An 18661-nucleotide genomic window follows, 5' to 3' on the forward strand; every position below is an offset into this window, starting at 1 on the left:
CAGATTTGCCATCTATCGCAGCGACATAGGTGGAGTCGTCCGACAGTTTTAACGTATGGCCTTTGGCGGTATGTTCATAGTGATAATGCCATCCCAAATCTTCCCAGCGTCGATGCAAAAAATTAGCAGGGGATTCGTTGAACATTACTCTTTCGGTGACGCTTGGGTCATCATGGTGTACCGCACAATCCCAGGTCGCGAGTGCGCCGTAATCGGCAAATACTTTCGCTGTCAATTCTTGCAGGGACAGTTGATGAAACACTTGGCTGTCCTTCCCCGCTTTGATGTAGGCTAACCATGGCACGAGATGGGCTTCATAAAATGCAACCGCTCCATCTGTACGTTTCAATCTGAAGCTGTCGATGAACCCAGTGTAGTACCTGGGCGTGCCGTCACTGCGAATCAGCTCTACGCAGAGCTGCTTGCCCATCATGAGTTTTAAGGGAATGTGTGCGTCATTGCTCAGTAATTCGACGGTGTAAGAAAAATCCCGGCTTAGCGCCTCGCTGGCATCCAGGCGATTGATTAACAACTCGGCCTTCGGACCGTCCTTATTGATGAACGAGACACGCAAAATCCTATTGTGCTGTCGATCCTGGATCAAGCTCTGTAGTGTTTTTGCGGCGTCACTCATACTATCTTTCAATAAAAATGAATTTACCCTGCGGAAGTATTTGATACATCACACCGAAATTTGCATGATGAATTGCAAATGATTGCGTTATGACATAATTGTCTAATAATTAATAATAGCATTGTTTTGACCGACGCGGCGCAGTCGCCCCACTCCAACTCTGTTCGCCCAGATCTGGACTGGCCGGTAAGATCGGTGATGGATCTTCCGCGCTTTGCGGCGGCCAGACTTGCCGTTGCGAATATCGCTGCACATTCGCATTTTGAACTTCGGGCTACGCCATCGACAAGGTGTTCTCGCTGGCATGGTGCTGCTATTTGGGTAAGGGCACAGCGAGCGTATCAAATCCTTCTCTCGGCAGGCCCCAACTGCAAGAGTCCACTTCAATCGAATATCCGATCTGGTGCGATAATTAGCGCCGAGCCGTATTCAGGCCATCAAACAAGCTTTCTATAAAAATATGCGCACAAAGGAAAACTGCAATGCATGTCCGTGACCTGACCCAATACCTTGCGGAACTCTCTGAAAACAACAACAGGGCCTGGTTCGTCATGAACAAGCCGCGCTACGACATCCTGCGCGCGGAATTCCTGGAACTGGTGGTACGTCTGATCGCCGACATCAGCAAATTCGATCCGGCGATTGCCGGTTGCAATCCGAAGAAGGCGCTATTCCGGATCAACCGCGACATGCGGTTTTCGCATGACAAGAGTCCGTACAAGACGTATTTTTCGGCGTCGATCACCGCCAGCGGCTTAAAGAAGCCGAGCCAGGGCGGCGGCCCTGCCTATTATTTTCACATAGATGCCGATGGCACGTTGCTGGTGGCCGGCGGCGAATACATGCCGCCGGCAGACCGCTTGCGGGCGATCCGCAACCAGGTGGTGGCGGATGCCACCGGTTTCGGCAAATTGTTGAAGAACAAGAAATTGAAAGAGACTTACGGCACGCTGCAATCCGAGGGCAAGCTGGTGCGGCCGCCGCAAGGCTTCGACGTCGACTCGCCGCATATCGAATATATCAAGCTGAAGAATTTCATCGTCTGGAAAGAACAGCCGCTGAAGAAGATGCTGTCTGAAGCGTTGGAGAAAGAACTGCTGAGCGGTTTCAAGGACGCCTATCCGCTAGTGGGCTGGCTGCGGCAGATCAAAACACCGGTTGCCGAATAGAGACTACAAAGGAGCGGCCGCACAGCCGCTCCGGTTACATCCTTACACCGTTTCTTCCGACTCGACTGGCGCCTGGGTCGCCTTGACGAACAGCGGCGCTACCAGCAGGCCGATCTCATACAGCAGGCAAAGCGGCACGGCCAGCAGCATCTGGCTCATGATGTCCGGCGGCGTCACCACCGCAGCCACCACGAACGCACCGACGATCACGTAAGGACGGATCGATTTCAGCTTTTCCAGCGACACCAGGCCCATGCGCACCAGCACGATCACCACGATCGGCACCTCGAACGTCATGCCGAAGGCGATGAACATGGTCATCACGAAATCGAAGTAATTATCGATATCCGGTGTCACCGATATCGAAGCCGGCGCCACCTTGTTGATAAAGTGGAAAATCACGCCGAATACCAGGTAATAGCAAAAAGCGACGCCGGTGATAAACAGTATCGACGACGATATTACCAGCGGCGCAATCAGCTTCTTTTCGTGCGCATACAAACCCGGCGCGATAAATGCCCACAACTGGTACAGCACCCACGGCAAGGCGATCACGAAAGCCACCAGCAGTGTCACTTTGACCGGGATCAGGAATGGCGTGATGACGCCGGTGGCGATCATCTTGCTGCCATGCGGCAGGGCGTTCAACATCGGCGCAGCCAGGAAGTCGTAGATATTCGCAGACCACGGCATCAGGCACAGGAAGATCACGATGATCGCGATCGATGCCTTCATGATGCGATTACGCAATTCCACCAGATGCGAAATGAACGTCTCTTCGACGCCGCTGGTTTTATCGAAACCGCTGGTTTTCTGTTCTTCAGTCATGGGGGCGGCTATTTTGCGAACAAGCTAATTTGCGGATATCAAGCCTCAACCGGAAGTGCATTGAGTTGATGCGTGCATCATGAAAAGCGTCATGAAAAAAATGAACCGGAAGACTTGCCCTGGCTGGCCGGACGGTATTTGGCAACCCGCGCAGCGCCCGACAAGACGCGTGATTTCTGGCCGCTTTGCTGCTTGTACCAAGCCGGAATGGCGCTGCTGCGCGCCAGCTTTTTCTTGCGAAAACTCTTGGCCTTTGCCGCCAGCTGCTCAACCTTGTATATTTCGGGCGTGCTGCCAACGCCGTCATCCCAGGCGGCATGGACGTATTTGTTGGCGTCGGAAACCCCGCGCGAGATGCTTTGCTCGATATCGGTGGCCGCTTCCTGCACCTCTTGCTGCATCTTGCGCAGCTCTTCCAGCTCGATCTCTCGGCTGACTTCCGATTTCACTTCATTGATGTAACGCTGCGCACGGCCGAACAGCGAGCCCGCCATGCGAGCGACCGTCGGCAGTTTCTCAGGGCCGACCACAACCAGGGCGACCACGCCGATCAGAGCGAGTTTAGTAAGACCAATATCGATCATGGAGAGGAGCGGCAAGCATCAGGTAAGCCGATAGCACAAAAGCGCGCCGGCAGACATGACTCAGTTGCCAGACTTGTCCTTTTCTTTGGCGGTGACATCAATCGCCTGCTTGTCAGCAGCGGCTTTTTCTTCCTCGCCCTTGACGCCATCCTTGAAGCCCTTGACGGCCTTGCCCAGATCGGAACCCATGTTGCCGATTTTCTTGGTGCCAAATACCAACATCACGATGACCAGCACGATCAACCAGTGCCAAATACTGAACGAACCCATTTTTTTCTCCTTGCCGGACATCCTGTGCCCGGACCTGCTAAGTCAGATTAACCGTTAAATCCTTACAACCCGTCAGCAATCGCTCGCCGTACAAACCCGGCTTAGCGCTGCCCGCGCCACGGCTTGGGACCGCCAATGACGTGCATATGCAAATGGTACACCTCTTGGCCACCATCCGGTCCGGTGTTGAACAAGGTCTTGAAACCGCCGCCAGGCTGGCCCTGCTCATCGAGCTGGTAACCGCAACCTTGCTCTTTTGCAAGACGTGGCGCCAGGAGCGTCATTTTACCTAGCAAAGCGGCGTGGTGCTCATCACAATCGGCAAGAGTCGCAATATGTTGCTTCGGTACAATCAGAAAATGGACAGGCGCCGCCGGATTGATGTCATGGAAGGCGATCAGCTCGTCATCTTCATAGATCGGCTTCGATGGAATCTGTTTGGCTGCAATTTTGCAAAAAATACAATTTTCCAAATTATCTCCAGAGATCAAACAGCCGTAGGGAATCAGGTCTTGCTAATAAAATCACCATGCTTGCGCAGGTATCAACTCTCAGGCTTGCCGACTAGCGGAACTACAGTCTCGGCCGGTGCGCGGCTGGCCTTTTCTTCAAGTCCGGACAAGCCTTCGCGCCGCGCCAGCTCCGCCAGTACATCTTGCGGCGTCAGGTTGAATTGCGCCAGCAGGATCATCGAATGAAACCACAAGTCGGCGCACTCATACAAGACATGCGAAACGTCGCCGTCGACCCGCGCATCCTTGGCGGCCATGACGGTTTCGGTGGCTTCTTCGCCGATCTTTTTCAGGATCGCATCGTCGCCCTTGGCGAACAGGCGCGCCACATACGAAGTAGCAGGATCGCCACCGTTAGCCGGTTTACGCGATTCGATGACCGCCGCCAGGCGTTGTAGGGTTTCACTCATGATTGATGCTAATCCGCTTATTTTTCAAGTTACTTGTAGATCTCGTCCGGTTCTTTCAACACCGGCTCGACCGCTTCCCAGCTCTTGCTGTCGCCTTCGTATTTCTGGAAGAAGCAGGAATGGCGGCCGGTATGGCAGGCGATATCACCGGCCTGGGTCACCTTTAGCAGCACCACGTCTTCATCGCAATCGAGGCGGATTTCGTGCACTTTTTGCACATGGCCGGACTCTTCACCCTTGTGCCACAGTTTCTTGCGCGAGCGGCTCCAATAGACTGCCTCGCCCAGCGCCACCGTCTTCGCCAAAGCGTCACGGTTCATCCAGGCGAACATCAAGACATCGTTCGATCCCAGCTCCTGGGCAATCACCGGCACCAGGCCGTGTTCATCCCAGCGCACCTTGTTTAACCAACTCACGCTACTCATGCTAGCCTCATCGGAATCTGCTGTGCCGCCATGAACTTCTTGGCTTCTTGCACAGTGTGTTGACCATAATGGAAAATGCTCGCCGCCAGCACCGCATCGGCGCGGCCGATCTTGATGCCGTCAGCCAGGTCTTGCAAGCCGCCGACGCCGCCGGAGGCAATCACCGGAATCGTCACGGCGTTGGATACGCTGCTGGTCAAGGCCAGGTCGAAACCGACCTTGGTGCCATCGCGATCCATGCTGGTCAGCAGGATTTCACCGGCGCCCAGCTGCTCCATCTTTTGCGCCCACTCGATCGCATCGAGGCCGGTAGCCTTGCGGCCACCGTGGGTGAACACTTCCCACTTGCCCGGCGCGACCTGTTTGGCGTCGATGGCGACCACGATGCATTGCGAACCGTACTTGGCGGCCGCATCGGCCACCAGCTGCGGATTGGTAACGGCAGAGGTGTTGATGCCAACCTTGTCGGCCCCGGCATTCAGCAAACGCCGCACGTCTTCCACCACGCGCACGCCGCCGCCGACCGTCAGCGGGATGAATACCTGCGACGCCACGGCTTCGATAATCGGCAGGATCAGGTCGCGGTTATCGGAAGAGGCGGTGATGTCGAGAAAGGTGATTTCATCGGCGCCCTGATCGTCGTAGCGGCGCGCGATTTCGACCGGATCGCCGGCATCGCGCAGCTCCAGGAAATTGACGCCCTTGACCACCCGGCCATTGGTCACATCGAGACAGGGAATGATGCGTTTGGCGAGAGTCATGGTTTGTCAGCTTCGGGCTGCTCCGATAAATCTTCGTCCTCGGCAAAATCAATCAGGTCGCCGCTCAATTCGTCGGCGCGCTCTTGCGCCGAACGCAAATCGAGCGTGCCTTCATAAATCGAACGGCCGCAAATCACCGCCTCGATGCCTTCATCCTGCACCGCGCATAATGCTTCAACGTCGTGGACGTTATGCACGCCGCCGGAAGCGATCACCGGGATCGTCATGCTTTGCGCCAGCTTGACCGTGGCTTCGATATTGACGCCGCCCATCATGCCGTCGCGGCCGATGTCGGTGTAGACGATCGACGCGCAGCCGTAGTCTTCGAATTTCTTGGCGAGGTCGATCACTTCATGGCCGGACAGCTTGCTCCAGCCGTCGGTGGCGACCTTGCCGTCCTTGGCATCCAGGCCGACGATGATCTGGCCCGGGAACGCGCTGCAGGCGTCATGCAGGAAGCCGGGATTCTTGACCGCGGCGGTGCCGATGATGATGTAGCTTAGCCCGTCGTCCAGGTAACGTTCGATGGTATCGAGATCGCGAATGCCGCCACCGAGTTGGATCGGGATTTCCTCGACGCCGTTGAGCAGGGCGAATTCGCGCACGGCCTTGATGATGGCCTTGACCGCAGGTTCGTTCTTCGGCTTGCCGGCAAATGCGCCGTTCAGGTCGACCAGATGCAGGCGACGAGCACCCTGCATCAGCCAATGCCGGGCCATTTCGCCCGGATCATCGGAAAATACAGTGGCTTGGTCCATATCGCCTTGTTTCAGGCGTACGCAGTGACCGTCTTTGAGGTCGATGGCAGGTATCAGCAGCATGGCTACAGGTTCAGTTAAAGGTCAATGTTTGGTTTAAGGCTGCCATTGCACAAAGTTCTTGTACAACTGCAAACCGGCGGAAGCGCTCTTCTCCGGATGGAACTGTGTCGCGAAAATATTATCACGGCCGACGGCGCAGCTGAATGCGGCGCCATAAACGGTCTCGCCGAAGGTATGTTCGGCGGCGGCCGGGACAGCGTAGTAACTATGCACGAAATAAAAATAATCATCATCGGCAATGCCATTCCAGAGCGGATGAGACTGCGCCTGGCGCACGCGGTTCCAACCCATTTGCGGCACTTTGAAACGCGAGCCGTCTTGCTGCAGCTGGCCATCGAGCTGGAAGCGCACTACTTCGCCCGGCAACAGGCCCAGGCCGGCGGTGTTGCCTTCCTCACTGCTGTCGAACAGCATTTGCTCGCCCACGCATACGCCCAACAAGGGCTTGTTGCGCGAGGCCTCCAGCAAGGCTTCCTGGACGCCGGACTCGCGCAGGCAGCGCATGCAGTCCGGCATTGCGCCCTGGCCCGGCAGCACCAGCCGGTCGGCCGCCTTGATATCGGCGATGGCGCCGGAGATCAGCACCTCGGCCTCAGGCGCTACCTGACGCAGGGCCTGCGCTACAGAGCGCAAGTTACCCATGCCATAGTCAACCACAACGATTTTGTTCATGATAAAAATTCAGGTCTGAAGAAACAAACCCTGTGCCACGCTGCTGCCTCCGCCGGCCAGCACCGGCGCAATGGATTACAAGGACGGCAACACAGGATTAAAGCGGCGCTTTGGTGATTACATTAGTCGTCAAACAACTACTGATCTAGAGACTGCCCTTGGTCGAAGGAATCGTCCCGGCGGAACGTGGATCCAGTTCTGCAGCCATGCGCAACGCGCGGCCGAACGCTTTGAATACGGTTTCGCATTGATGGTGGGCGTTTTCGCCGCGCAGGTTGTCAATATGCAAAGACACCAGCGCATGATTGACAAAGCCCTGGAAAAATTCGTGGGTGAGGTCAACGTCGAAGCCGCCGATCATGGCGCGCTTGAACGGTACGTGGAATTCGAGTCCGGGACGGCCGGAGAAATCGATGACGACGCGCGACAGCGCTTCATCCAGCGGCACATAGGAGTGGCCGTAACGGCGGATGCCCTTCTTGTCGCCGATGGCCTTGGCGAACGCTTGCCCCAAGGTAATGCCGACGTCTTCCACCGTGTGGTGGGCATCGATATGCAAATCACCATTGGCTTCGATATCCAGGTCGATCAGGCCATGCCGCGCAATCTGGTCCAGCATATGGTCCAGGAACGGCACGCCGGTATTCAGTTTTTGCTGGCCGCTGCCGTCAATATTGATGGAGACGCGGATTTGCGTCTCATTGGTGTTGCGGGTGATCGATGCAGTACGAGGCGTAGACATGTTGAGCTTGAGACCAATTTACGATGTGGTGACGCACCAGGCGCCATGGAGGTAAGTGTACTAGATGCTAAATATTACAGCTTCTCCGTTATTGAAGCTTTGGGCGCAGCCTTTTGAGTCGCACCGCCATTTTACCGGCATTTTCGGGCTTTCCTGCTAAGACCCGTCTTGATAATCTGTATCAGCGTTGCTTTTCCCCGAATCTCAGGCCAGCGCACGTTCATCCGGCTTCTTGCCATCAAGTTGCGCCAGCCGCTGCTCTATCAGTGCGCAATACTCCGGATTCAACTCGAAACCGACAAAATTACGGCCGCAACGGCGCGCCGCCACCGCAGTCGTGCCGCTGCCCATGAAGGGATCCAGCACCACTCCGCCGGGCGGACAGGATGCCTTGATCATGCGCTCGACGATTTCCAGGGGCTTCTGGGTCGGATGGTCGGCGCGCTCGCGATGTTCGCGATGCAGGCGCGACACGCTCCAGACATCTTTCGGGTTGTAGCCCAACTCCAGCCATTTGGCGCCGACGAAGATCGAACGCGAACGGGCTTTCTTGGTTTCAGCGTCGTAGGGAATGCGGATGGCGTCAAGATCGAAGTGATAATCCTTGGCGCGGGCAAAGAAACCGATGGTATCGTGCACCGACGAAAAACGCCGCGTTCCGCCGCCCATCGACGGCACCCTGCGGTCCCAGACGATTTCATTGATCATGGTCATGCGTTGCTTCAGCATGACAAAGATTTCCGGCGAAAAGCGCCATGTCAGGAAAATGTACAGGCTGCCGTTCGGCTTCAATTTCGGCAATGCTGCATCGATCCATTCCTCTGTCCACTTCAGGTAGGCGGCGGTATCGAGCTTGTCGGAATCGTTGCCGTAATCCTTGCCGAGGCCATACGGCGGGTCGGCCAGCAACAGATCGACCGAGCCATCCGGAATGCGCTGCAAACCTTGCAACGCATCTTCGCCGAAGACGTGGTTGATCCAGTCGCCGCTCATGCCCGGCACGCGGCGGCCATTAAGGTTTGCCTTTCAGGCGGTATTCCGCCGAGCGCGCATGCGCCTGCAAACCCTCGCCATAAGCCAGTTCAGCAGCCACCTTGCCCAAGGTCTGGGCACCGGCTTCGCTGATGTTGATCATACTGGAACGCTTTTGGAAATCGTAGACGCCGAGCGGGGAAGAGAAACGCGCCGTGCGTGACGTTGGCAGCACGTGATTCGGTCCGGCACAGTAATCACCCAGCGCTTCCGAAGAATAACGGCCGAGGAACATGGCGCCGGCATGGCGGATCCGGTCAGCCCAGTGCTGCGGATTCTCGGCCGAAATTTCCAGATGTTCGGCGGCGATGTAATTGGCGATCTCGCAGGCTTGTTCCATGTCGCGCACTTTGATCAGCGCACCGCGGTCAGTGAGCGAGGTGCGGATCACCTCGTGGCGTGGCATCGCCGCCAGCTGGCGGTTGATGCTGGCTTCGACCGCCGCGATATAGCCGGCATCGGGGCATAGCAAAATCGATTGCGCCAGTTCATCATGCTCGGCTTGCGAAAACAAGTCCATCGCGATCCAGTCAGGATCGGTCGTGCCGTCGCAGATCACCAGGATTTCCGATGGTCCGGCGATCATGTCGATGCCGACCATGCCGAACACGCGGCGTTTGGCCGCGGCGACATAGGCATTGCCGGGACCGACGATCTTGTCGACTTGTGGAATGGTGTCAGTACCATAGGCCAGCGCCGCTACCGCTTGCGCGCCGCCGATGGTGAATACGCGATCGACGCCGGCGATGGCAGCCGCCGCCAGCACCAGCGGATTCTTGACACCGTCCGGAGTCGGCACCACCATGATGATTTCCTGCACGCCGGCGACCTTGGCCGGAATCGCATTCATCAACACCGATGATGGATAAGCGGCTTTGCCGCCAGGGACGTAGATGCCGACGCGGTCCAGCGGCGTCACTTTTTGGCCCAGCACGGTGCCGTCGGCTTCGGTGTAGCTGAAGCCATCCGAACCGCATTCTTTCTTTTGCCGCACATGATAAGCGCGCACGCGGTCTGCGGCGGTTTGCAAGGCGTTGCGGCGCTCTGGCGACAGCTGGGCCAGGGCATCCTGCAATTCCTGCCGGCCGATTTCCATCGCGCTTACGCTGGTGGCGCCGAGACGGTCGAAACGGTTGGTATATTCCAGCACGGCGGCGTCGCCGCGCGCTTTGACATCGGCCAGAATCCGCGCTGCGGCCTGGTCGATGGCTTCGTCCTCGCCAGCTTCAAAAGCCAGCACGGCGGTCAGTTGCGCCTGGAAATCCGGCTGCGCCGCATCGAGTTTTCTGATTGCTATGCTCATGTTGCTTCCTGTAATAACCATCGCAGCGTCATTCCCGCGCACGCGGGAATCCATTTTACTCAGTAAGGCTCGGCGCCTCCTACATGGATCCCCGCGTTCGCGGGGATGACGGCGTTATTGGAAATCCCCTTGAATCGATGCTCTTTCGAAGGCATCCAGGATCGGTTGCAACCGTTCGCGCTTCAGTTTCAAGGCGGCCTGGTTGACCACCAGCCGCGATGAAATATCCATGATGTGTTCGACTTCGACCAGGTTATTGGCGCGCAAGGTGCCGCCGGTGCTCACCAGATCGACAATCGCATCGGCCAGCCCGACCAGCGGCGCCAGCTCCATCGAGCCGTACAGCTTGATCAGGTCGACGTGCATGCCTTTGGCGGCAAAGTGCTCGCGCGCGGTCAGCAGGTATTTGGTGGCGACCCGCAGACGCGCGCCCTGACGGATCGCGCTGGCGTAGTCGAAACCGGCCGACACCGCGACCGACATGCGGCACTTGGCGATTTCCAGGTCGATCGGCTGGTACAGGCCTTCGCCGCCATGTTCCAGCAGCACGTCCTTGCCGGCCACGCCGAAATCGGCGGCGCCGTACTGCACATAGGTCGGCACGTCGGAGGCGCGGACGATGATCACGTTGACCAGCGGATCGGTGGTCGGCAGGATCAGCTTGCGCGAGGTTTCCGGATCTTCGGTGACCTCGATGCCGGCGGCCTTCAGCAGCGGCAAGGTCTCTTCAAAGATGCGGCCCTTGGACAGGGCCAGCGTCAGTTTTTGACCCACATGCGTCTGGCTCATTTGATTCTTTCGATGTTGGCGCCGACCGCCGACAGCTTGCGTTCCATCTGGTCGTAGCCGCGGTCGAGGTGATACACGCGCTCGATCATGGTTTGGCCCTGCGCCACCAGGCCGGAGATCACCAGCGACGCGGAGGCGCGCAAGTCGGTCGCCATGACCGGTGCGCCGACCAGCTTGTCGACGCCCTTGATGATGGCGGTGTTGCCTTGCACATCGATGGCCGCGCCAAGGCGGTTCATTTCCTGCACGTGCATGAAGCGGTTTTCAAAGATGGTTTCAGTGACGTGGCTGGTGCCTTCGGCAATACTGTTCATGGCCATGAACTGCGCTTGCATGTCAGTCGGGAAACCCGGGTATTCGGTGGTACGGAAGCTGACCGCCTTCGGCCGCGCCGCCATCTGCACGCGGATCCAGTCTTCGCCGGAAGTCAGGATCACGCCGGCTTCGCGCAGCTTGTCGAGCACCGCGTCAAGAATGTGGCTGCGGGTGTTTTTCAGCATGACGTCGCCGCCGGTGGCTGCTACCGCGCAGAGGAAGGTGCCGGTTTCGATGCGGTCTGCGATCACCGAATGCTCGGCGCCGTGCAGCTTGTCGACGCCCTGGATCACCAGGCGGTCGGTGCCGATGCCGTCGATCTTCGCGCCCATCGCCACCAGCAGGTGCGCCAGATCGCTGACTTCCGGTTCGCGCGCAGCGTTTTCCAGCACGGTTTCGCCGTCGGCCAGGGTGGCTGCCATCAGCAGGTTTTCAGTACCGGTGACCGTAATCATGTCGGTCACGACACGGGTGCCTTTCAGCTTCTTGGCCTTGGCATGGATGTAGCCGGCCTCGATCGAAATCTCGGCGCCCATCGCTTGCAAACCCTTGATGTGCTGGTCGACCGGACGCGAACCGATGCCGCAGCCACCCGGCAGCGATACCCGCGCCTCGCCGAAACGCGCCAGCAGCGGGCCCAGCACCAGGATCGATGCGCGCATGGTTTTCACCATTTCATACGGCGCTTCCAGATTGGTGATGGCATCGCCCTGCAGGGTCACGAAATGGCCGTCCTGGGTTGCTTTCAAACCCATCTGGCGCAGCAGCTTGAGGATGGTCGAGACATCGTGCAGGTTCGGCACATTGCTTAGTTGCAGCTGGTCGGAAGTCAGCAAACCCGCACAAAGGATAGGTAGCGCCGCATTTTTTGCGCCGGAAATAGTGATTTCACCGGAAAGGCGGTTACCGCCTTGTATCAATAATTTATCCATTCTTGCTTCTCTCTCTGCTACACGTTAAGCCTGGTCATCCGGACCAGAAATGTTCATCGGGCTACTACGCTGTCACCAGCTGTGCTGCAATTAATTGGCGAATTCTTCGGGCGTCAACGTCTTCATCGACAACGCATGAATCTCTTCACGCATGCGATCGCCCAAGGCGGCGTAGACGATCTGGTGACGCTGGATCGGGCGCTTGCCGGCAAACGCCGCAGATACGATTACTGCCTTGAAATGCTGGCCGTCGCCCTCGACTTCCAGGTGCGAACACTCCAGGCCGGCGGCGATGTAACTTTTAACGAGATCGGGTGTAGGGAACATGATATTTTCTTACCGGTTACGAGATTACAACATTACAAAATAACGAAGTGTAATGACATGGATTAGTGACGCAGCTTGTAGCCGCGTCTCAGCATCTGTACTGCCAGCGTCGACAACAGCGCCAGCGCAATGCAGATGATCGCCAGGCTGATCAGCGGGTTGACATCGGACTGGCCGAAGAAACCGTAACGGAAGCCGTCGATCATGTAGAAGAACGGATTCAGGTGCGACACGGCTTGCCAGAACGGCGGCAACGACTTGATCGAATAAAACACGCCGGCCAGGAAGGTCAGCGGCATGATCAGGAAATTCTGAAACACTGCCAACTGGTCGAACTTGTCGGCCCAGATGCCTGCGATCAAGCCCATGGTACCCAGCAGCGCAGCGCCAAGGAAGGCGAAAATGATGATCCACCATGGCGCCACGAAAGACAGGTTGCCGAACCAGGCAGTGATCACAAAAACTCCAAAACCAACCGCCAGGCCGCGCACCACGGCGGCCAGCACATAGCCGCCATACAATTCCCAGTGCGACAACGGCGGCAACAGCACAAACACCAGATTGCCGGTCATTTTCGACTGTGTCAACGATGACGAGGTATTGGCGAAGGCATTTTGCAACACGCTCATCATGACCAGGCCGGGGATCAGGAACGCCGTGTATTGCACGCCCGGATAGACTTCGACGTGGTCTTTCAGGGTATGGCCGAAGATCAGCAGGTAAAGCATGGCAGTCAGGATCGGCGCGCCGATGGTTTGCGTCGCGACCTTCCAGAAGCGCAGCACTTCCTTGTAGAACAATGTTTGAAAACCGACCATCATTTGACACCGCCTGCGTTGTATTCGTCGGCGTAGACATTGAAGCCATTGGCGCTGACCTTGCTATCCATGATCTGCAAGAACACGTCTTCCAGATCGGCCTGTTGCAGCTGCATGTCTTCGATCACCGCACCGGCTTGGCGCAAGGTCGCGAGGATCGGTTCGACATCGGCATACTCATTGACGCGCAAGGAGAACTTGCCGCCGTCTGCGTGCAACAACAGATGCTGTAGCGCCGCGGGCAGACTGCTGCCGGCCAGTTGTATCACCAGTTGTGAACCAGCGATGCGCTTGATCAGCGCCGAGGTGGTGTCAAGCGCCACCACCTGCCCCAGCTTGAGCATGGCGATGCGGTTGCACTGCTCCTGCGCTTCTTCCAGGTAATGGGTGGTCAGGACCACGGTGTGGCCTTCGCGGTTGAGGCGCGAAATGAAGCGCCACAGGGTCTGCCGCAATTCGACATCGACGCCTGCAGTCGGCTCATCCAGCACGATCACCGGCGGCTTGTGCACCAGCGCCTGCGCCACCAGCACACGGCGCTTCATGCCGCCCGACAGCGCGCGCATATTGGTGTCAGCCTTGTTGGTGAGGTCGAGATTTTCCATCACCTCATCGATCCATTTGTCGTTGTTTTTCAGGCCGTAGTAGCCGGATTGCATGCGCAGGGTTTCGCGCACGGTGAAAAACGGATCGAACACCAGCTCTTGCGGCACCACGCCGAGGTTGCGACGTGCGGCGCGGTAATTGCTGACGACATCGTGGCCGTGGATAGTGACATTGCCGGAATCGGGACGATTGAGACCCGCGATGATCGAAATCAAGGTGGTCTTGCCGGCGCCGTTAGGACCCAGCAAGCCGAAGAATTCGCCTTCTTCGATGGTCAATGAAACGCCGCCCAAAGCCTGCAGGGACTGGTAACGTTTCTTGACGTTAGTGATTTGAATCGCCGCCATAGCTGCCTGGATACTCTTAAATTGGGTGCCGCCGCAAAACCGCTGTTACGTATCTGGAAACACTGTGTTTCCAGGCGCTCTGGCGCTCTGCCTAATGGCGTAACCCTTGATTATATTGGATTTTTGCTGCGGGGGCCGGGCAACAACGACAAACCCGGCGGACTACGAGGGAAGAGAAGGATGAGGTCAGTGATGTCGCGATGGTGACTGTTGACTAGCAACAACAACCGCCGGCGATGACAGCAACTCAGTCACGCCGTACAAGTCGATCAGGCTTTCCAGGTTGGCTGGCAAACTGGAAAAATGCAGGGTAAGGCCTTGATTTAATGCGGCAACTTGCCAAGCCAGCAAGGTTGCCACCGCAGCCGAATCGACTGCGACGACATCGCTCAGGTCGATCTCGGTCTCACCACCGGCGATCGCGCGCAAGCCCTCTTCCAGAGTGACTTTGGCGTTACCAACGGTGAGTGAGTGAGAAGGCCTGAACATGGTAGTCAATCAATAAAAACGATAAGTTACTATTACTTGCCCTGAGCAGCACGGGCTTTATTCTTGTCCGACAACGCCTTGATCAGACCGTCGATGCCGGACTTGCCGATTTCAGAGGCAAATGTACCCTTATATGACTCAACGAGCCAGGCGCCCAGAACGTTGACATCATAGATCTTCCAGCTGGTTCCGGACTTTTCCATGCGGTAGTTCAGTTGGATAGGCTCGCCGCGGGGCTGGATCACTTGCGAACGGACTTCGACGTCGGTATCGGCCGGATCGCTGCGCATTGGCTTGAAATCGATCTTTTGATCGCGTACCTGGCGCAATGCGCCGGAATAGGTATAGATCAGCAAGCTGCGGAATTGCGTGATCAGCTGCTTTTTCTGGTCGTCGGTCGCATCACGCCAATAGCGGCCCGCTGCCAGCGATGTCATGCGCTCGAAGTCAACGTAAGGAATGATCTTTTCTTCAACCAGCGCCAGGATGTGCTTTTGATCGCCGCCCTGGATGCTTTTATCCGACTTGGCGGAATCGATCACGTCCTGGCTGATGCGCTTGACCAGTGCATCAGGCGCTTCTTGCGCGTGGGCCGCCGCGGTGAACATCAGACTGCCGACAGTCAGCGACAGCGCCAGGTATTTTTTCAGAATTTTCATATTTTCAACAATCTTAAGGGTTGTTAGAGGACGCCTCAAACAGCTTCATAGGTGGGGACTAAGACGCTAAATTCAAGCATCGGTTCCAGCTGCAGTTGCGGCCCTCTTTGTGAATCAGTCGTCGGATGACTTGGTTTTGGCCGGCTTGTCGGCCTTATCGCCCTTGTCACCGCCGTCATCGTCGTTGCCACGAATCTGGCTTTGGCGACGTTGCGTATAGGCATCACGCACGAATTCATATTTATCCAGCGCAGCATCTTCCAGCAGTTCGCCGGCGTCCAGCAGGTTGGCGCGCTTGTCGATCAGGCGCACCACGGAACCGGTATTACGCACGGCCACCGGATACTTGTAGGACCAGAGGTCGCCATACATATCCACCGGCAACGCAGCAGTATCACGAATATTCGACGGCCCGAACAACGGCAACACCAGATAAGGACCGGAGCCTATGCCCCATTTGCCCAGCGTCTGGCCGAAGTCTTTGGTGTGTTTCTGCAAACCGGCTTCCGAACCGATATCCAGCAAACCGCCCAGACCGAGCGTGGAGTTGACTGCAACCCGCATGACATCGGTCGTACCGTCTACAACGTTTCCTTGCAGGAAACCGTTGACCGAACTCCAGACATCGCCCAGGTTGCCGAAGAAATTGTTGACGCCGGTCTGCACAAAGCTTGGCAGCCAATTGCGGTAAGCAGTTGCTACCGGCTTCAGAGCAACTTTATCCAGCGTGTCGTTTAAGCTGAACATGGTGCGGTTAAAGCCTTCCAGCGGGTCTTGCGGATTGCTGGTGGTGGCGCAGCCGCTCAGTGCCACAACCAGGGCCAGAGAGCCGAAGCGAGTCATTGTTTTCATTGTTCCGTGTCCTTTACATCCGCAGCTTTGCTGTACAAGAACTGACTGATCAGGTTCTCCAGCACAATCGCAGATTGCGTTAATTTAATACGATCGCCGGCAGCCAGGTTCTTGGTGTCGCCACCCGCCTCGATACCGATATATTGTTCACCCAGTAAACCTGCAGTCAGGATTTTTGCCGAACTGTCCTGCGGGAACAGAAAGCGTTGGTCCATGTTCAGGGTCACTACGGCCTGGAAATTCTTGTCGTCGAAATTGATCGACGCTACACGTCCGACCACAACTCCGGCGCTTCTCACGGAAGCGCGCACTTTCAAGCCGCCGATGTTGTCGAATTTGGTGATTACCGGATAGGTTTTGTTGAAAGTCGAGGTACTCAGATTACCGGCTTTCAGCGCCAGGAATCCCAGAGCCAGGACCCCGATCAACACAAATAAACCCACCCATACGTCTACTGTTTTTTGTTGCATGATTCATCACCTTAAAAGTACCACTTGAGGCGAATAATCCCCCAAGAAAATAGTAACGAGAAGTAAAGCGCGCTGCTCCCACTGACGACGTAGCCTGAGCAACCGGTTCTGTCGCAAAATCTGCCGCGAGGATTCTAATTAAACATCAATGCCGTCAGCAGGAAATCCAGCCCTAACACTGCCAGCGAGGCGATCACTACAGTCCGCGTGGTTGCCCTGGAAACACCTTCCGGGGTCGGCTTGGCCTCATAGCCTTGCCACACCGCAACAAAAGTCACTGCAATACCAAACACAACGCTTTTTACCACGCCATTCGCCACATCCAGCCAGACATCCACACCGCCCTGCATCTGCGACCAGAACGCGCCTTCGTCGACGCCGATCAACTTGACGCCGACCAGGTAGCCGCCATAAATACCGAGGGCGCTGAACAGCGCCGCCAGCATCGGCATCGCTACCACGCCAGCCCAAAAACGCGGCGCCACCACCCGCTGCATCGGATCGACCGCCATCATTTCCATTGCCGACAACTGCTCGCCGGCTTTCATCAGGCCGATTTCAGCCGTCAGGGAAGTACCGGCGCGACCGGCAAATAGCAAGGCGGTCACGACCGGCCCCAGCTCGCGCACCAGCGACAACGCCACCAGCAAACCCAGCGCCTGCTCGGAACCATACTTGTTCAGCGTGTAATACCCTTGCAAGCCCAGCACGAAACCGACGAACAAACCCGATACGCCGATGATCACCAGCGAATAGTTGCCGATGAAATGAATCTGGTCGGTAATCAGCCGCGGCCGCCGCCACAAACCAGGCGATGCGCGCAGAATGGTCAGGAACATGCGTGTCGCCACACCCAGTCCGGTGAGCGACTCGCGCACGGTACGCCCTACGGCGGCAAGAGAATTACTTACAATTTTACTGAGGAAATTCATCAACCACGTCCCTTCATTCCCAGATCCTCGGCCAGCGACTTGCCTGGATAATGGAACGGCACCGGTCCATCCGGTTCGGCGTTGACGAATTGTTTCACATACGGATGGGTCGACGCCAGCATCTCGGCCGGCGTTCCTTGCGCCACGATTTGTCCCTGGGACAGGAAATACACATAGTCGGCAATTCCGAACGATTCGTTGACGTCATGCGACACCAGGATACTGGTGGAACCGAGCGCATCGTTCAGCTTGCGGATCAGATTGGCGGTGACGCCCATCGAAATCGGGTCGAGCCCGGCGAATGGTTCATCGTACATGATCAGCGACGGATCCAGCGCAATCGCGCGCGCCAAAGCCACGCGCCGCGCCATGCCGCCGGAAATCTCGGACGGCTTGAGTTGCGCGGCGTTGCGCAGGCCGACAGCATTCAGCTTCAGCAGCACCAGGCTATTTAATAGCGCGGGCGGTAAATCGGTGTGCTCGCGCAACGGGAAAGCCACATTTTCAAAGGCGGTCAGGTCGGTAAACAAGGCGCCGCTCTGGAACAGCATGCCCATCTTGCGCCGCAAAGCGTACAGGCCCGAAGTCGACAAGGTATGCACTGTTTCACCATCGACCTTGACGCCGCCTGCCTGTGGCCGTAACTGGCCACCGATGAGCCGCAGGATGGTGGTCTTGCCGGAGCCCGAGCCGCCCATGACGGCGATCACCTTGCCACGTGCGAAGTCCATGTTGAGCCCCGATAAAATCGATCTCTCACCATAGCCAAACTGCAGATCACGAATCTCGACGATATTTGCCACACTGCTCACCGAATAAATCAAAGGGGGTATTGTAGTGCAAATGCGACAATCGTTCAGAGCCCGGCAATAGTAGACAGTTCGACATGTGCCTCTATTACAACAGTTTGACTATTGCTTGAATGCATGTACAAAACATCTGTTACAGAAAAAAAGAGTATG

At 56.9% G+C, this 18661-nt stretch carries 25 protein-coding genes; 1 reads left to right on the forward strand and 24 read right to left on the reverse strand.

Features of this window, described 5'->3' with window-relative positions; genetic code table 11:
* Nucleotides 1-634, reverse strand: a 634-nt coding sequence (locus ABI171_RS21210) for a contractile injection system protein, VgrG/Pvc8 family (protein WP_348094553.1), incomplete at its 3' end; no start/stop codon positions are given.
* Between the two features lie 482 nt (nucleotides 635-1116).
* Between ABI171_RS21210 and ABI171_RS21215 the strand changes: the two genes are divergently transcribed.
* On the forward strand, nucleotides 1117-1803 hold the full coding sequence (locus tag ABI171_RS21215) for a DUF2461 domain-containing protein (protein ID WP_348094554.1): 687 nt from the start codon (nucleotides 1117-1119) through the stop codon (nucleotides 1801-1803).
* 42 nt (nucleotides 1804-1845) lie between these two features.
* Here ABI171_RS21215 and tatC read toward each other — a convergent pair whose 3' ends face one another.
* From tatC to ABI171_RS21330, 23 genes are all read right to left on the reverse strand, one after another.
* Nucleotides 1846-2631, reverse strand: coding sequence for a twin-arginine translocase subunit TatC (tatC, locus tag ABI171_RS21220; protein ID WP_348094555.1), 786 nt, complete (start codon nucleotides 2629-2631; stop codon nucleotides 1846-1848).
* Nucleotides 2632-2720: 89 nt separating this feature from the next.
* Nucleotides 2721-3215, reverse strand: a complete 495-nt coding sequence (gene tatB / locus ABI171_RS21225) for a Sec-independent protein translocase protein TatB (RefSeq protein WP_348094556.1) — start codon at nucleotides 3213-3215, stop codon at nucleotides 2721-2723.
* Between the two features lie 60 nt (nucleotides 3216-3275).
* Entirely contained in the window at nucleotides 3276-3485 is a 210-nt protein-coding gene (gene tatA / locus ABI171_RS21230; RefSeq protein ID WP_348094557.1) for a Sec-independent protein translocase subunit TatA, read from the reverse strand.
* A 101-nt stretch (nucleotides 3486-3586) separates the two neighbouring features.
* Nucleotides 3587-3958 carry a histidine triad nucleotide-binding protein gene (locus ABI171_RS21235; protein WP_348094606.1) on the reverse strand — a complete coding sequence of 124 codons (372 nt, stop codon included), beginning with the start codon at nucleotides 3956-3958 and terminating at the stop codon, nucleotides 3587-3589.
* Between the two features lie 71 nt (nucleotides 3959-4029).
* On the reverse strand, nucleotides 4030-4407 hold the full coding sequence (locus ABI171_RS21240; protein ID WP_348094558.1) for a phosphoribosyl-ATP diphosphatase: 378 nt from the start codon (nucleotides 4405-4407) through the stop codon (nucleotides 4030-4032).
* A gap of 29 nt (nucleotides 4408-4436) precedes the next feature.
* Complete coding sequence (gene hisI, locus ABI171_RS21245; RefSeq protein WP_348094559.1) at nucleotides 4437-4832, reverse strand: phosphoribosyl-AMP cyclohydrolase; 396 nt, start codon at nucleotides 4830-4832, stop codon at nucleotides 4437-4439.
* On the reverse strand, nucleotides 4829-5593 hold the full coding sequence (gene hisF / locus ABI171_RS21250) for an imidazole glycerol phosphate synthase subunit HisF (RefSeq protein ID WP_348094560.1): 765 nt from the start codon (nucleotides 5591-5593) through the stop codon (nucleotides 4829-4831). The genes hisI and hisF overlap by 4 nt, the downstream gene beginning before the upstream one ends.
* Nucleotides 5590-6414: a 1-(5-phosphoribosyl)-5-[(5-phosphoribosylamino)methylideneamino]imidazole-4-carboxamide isomerase gene (gene hisA / locus ABI171_RS21255; protein WP_348094561.1), complete on the reverse strand. Its 825-nt coding sequence runs from the start codon at nucleotides 6412-6414 to the stop codon at nucleotides 5590-5592. The genes hisF and hisA overlap by 4 nt, the downstream gene beginning before the upstream one ends.
* A 33-nt stretch (nucleotides 6415-6447) precedes the next feature.
* Nucleotides 6448-7086 (reverse strand): imidazole glycerol phosphate synthase subunit HisH, encoded by a 639-nt coding sequence (gene hisH, locus ABI171_RS21260; RefSeq protein ID WP_348094562.1) that lies wholly within the window; start codon nucleotides 7084-7086, stop codon nucleotides 6448-6450.
* A gap of 145 nt (nucleotides 7087-7231) precedes the next feature.
* Nucleotides 7232-7828, reverse strand: a complete 597-nt coding sequence (gene hisB / locus ABI171_RS21265) for an imidazoleglycerol-phosphate dehydratase HisB (RefSeq protein WP_348094563.1) — start codon at nucleotides 7826-7828, stop codon at nucleotides 7232-7234.
* Between the two features lie 204 nt (nucleotides 7829-8032).
* A complete protein-coding gene (locus tag ABI171_RS21270) occupies nucleotides 8033-8821 on the reverse strand; it encodes a site-specific DNA-methyltransferase (protein ID WP_348094564.1) in 789 nt (262 codons plus the stop codon).
* A gap of 19 nt (nucleotides 8822-8840) precedes the next feature.
* Nucleotides 8841-10163 carry a histidinol dehydrogenase gene (gene hisD / locus ABI171_RS21275; protein WP_348094565.1) on the reverse strand — a complete coding sequence of 441 codons (1323 nt, stop codon included), beginning with the start codon at nucleotides 10161-10163 and terminating at the stop codon, nucleotides 8841-8843.
* Nucleotides 10164-10277: 114 nt separating this feature from the next.
* Entirely contained in the window at nucleotides 10278-10937 is a 660-nt protein-coding gene (gene hisG / locus ABI171_RS21280; protein ID WP_348094607.1) for an ATP phosphoribosyltransferase, read from the reverse strand.
* Nucleotides 10938-10948: 11 nt separating this feature from the next.
* Nucleotides 10949-12199 (reverse strand): UDP-N-acetylglucosamine 1-carboxyvinyltransferase, encoded by a 1251-nt coding sequence (gene murA, locus ABI171_RS21285; RefSeq protein ID WP_348094566.1) that lies wholly within the window; start codon nucleotides 12197-12199, stop codon nucleotides 10949-10951.
* 90 nt (nucleotides 12200-12289) lie between these two features.
* Nucleotides 12290-12526, reverse strand: a complete 237-nt coding sequence (locus ABI171_RS21290) for a BolA family protein (protein WP_038484998.1) — start codon at nucleotides 12524-12526, stop codon at nucleotides 12290-12292.
* A gap of 62 nt (nucleotides 12527-12588) precedes the next feature.
* Nucleotides 12589-13344, reverse strand: coding sequence for an ABC transporter permease (locus ABI171_RS21295; RefSeq protein WP_348094608.1), 756 nt, complete (start codon nucleotides 13342-13344; stop codon nucleotides 12589-12591).
* Complete coding sequence (locus tag ABI171_RS21300) at nucleotides 13344-14297, reverse strand: ABC transporter ATP-binding protein (RefSeq protein ID WP_348094567.1); 954 nt, start codon at nucleotides 14295-14297, stop codon at nucleotides 13344-13346. The genes ABI171_RS21295 and ABI171_RS21300 overlap by 1 nt, the downstream gene beginning before the upstream one ends.
* Before the next feature lie 186 nt (nucleotides 14298-14483).
* Nucleotides 14484-14786, reverse strand: a complete 303-nt coding sequence (locus ABI171_RS21305) for an STAS domain-containing protein (protein WP_348094568.1) — start codon at nucleotides 14784-14786, stop codon at nucleotides 14484-14486.
* A 32-nt stretch (nucleotides 14787-14818) separates the two neighbouring features.
* Entirely contained in the window at nucleotides 14819-15445 is a 627-nt protein-coding gene (locus ABI171_RS21310) for an ABC transporter substrate-binding protein (RefSeq protein ID WP_348094569.1), read from the reverse strand.
* Between the two features lie 114 nt (nucleotides 15446-15559).
* Complete coding sequence (locus ABI171_RS21315) at nucleotides 15560-16297, reverse strand: VacJ family lipoprotein (protein ID WP_348094570.1); 738 nt, start codon at nucleotides 16295-16297, stop codon at nucleotides 15560-15562.
* A complete protein-coding gene (gene mlaD / locus ABI171_RS21320; RefSeq protein WP_348094571.1) occupies nucleotides 16294-16767 on the reverse strand; it encodes an outer membrane lipid asymmetry maintenance protein MlaD in 474 nt (157 codons plus the stop codon). Before mlaD ends, ABI171_RS21315 begins: the two co-directional genes overlap by 4 nt.
* A 134-nt stretch (nucleotides 16768-16901) precedes the next feature.
* Nucleotides 16902-17681, reverse strand: coding sequence for a lipid asymmetry maintenance ABC transporter permease subunit MlaE (mlaE, locus tag ABI171_RS21325; protein ID WP_348094609.1), 780 nt, complete (start codon nucleotides 17679-17681; stop codon nucleotides 16902-16904).
* A gap of 17 nt (nucleotides 17682-17698) precedes the next feature.
* Nucleotides 17699-18502, reverse strand: a complete 804-nt coding sequence (locus ABI171_RS21330) for an ABC transporter ATP-binding protein (protein ID WP_348094572.1) — start codon at nucleotides 18500-18502, stop codon at nucleotides 17699-17701.
* Between the last annotated feature and the right edge of the window lie 159 nt (nucleotides 18503-18661).

The organism is Collimonas sp. (assembly GCF_039923675.1).
In the GTDB taxonomy this organism is placed as follows: Bacteria; Pseudomonadota; Gammaproteobacteria; order Burkholderiales; family Burkholderiaceae_D; genus Collimonas.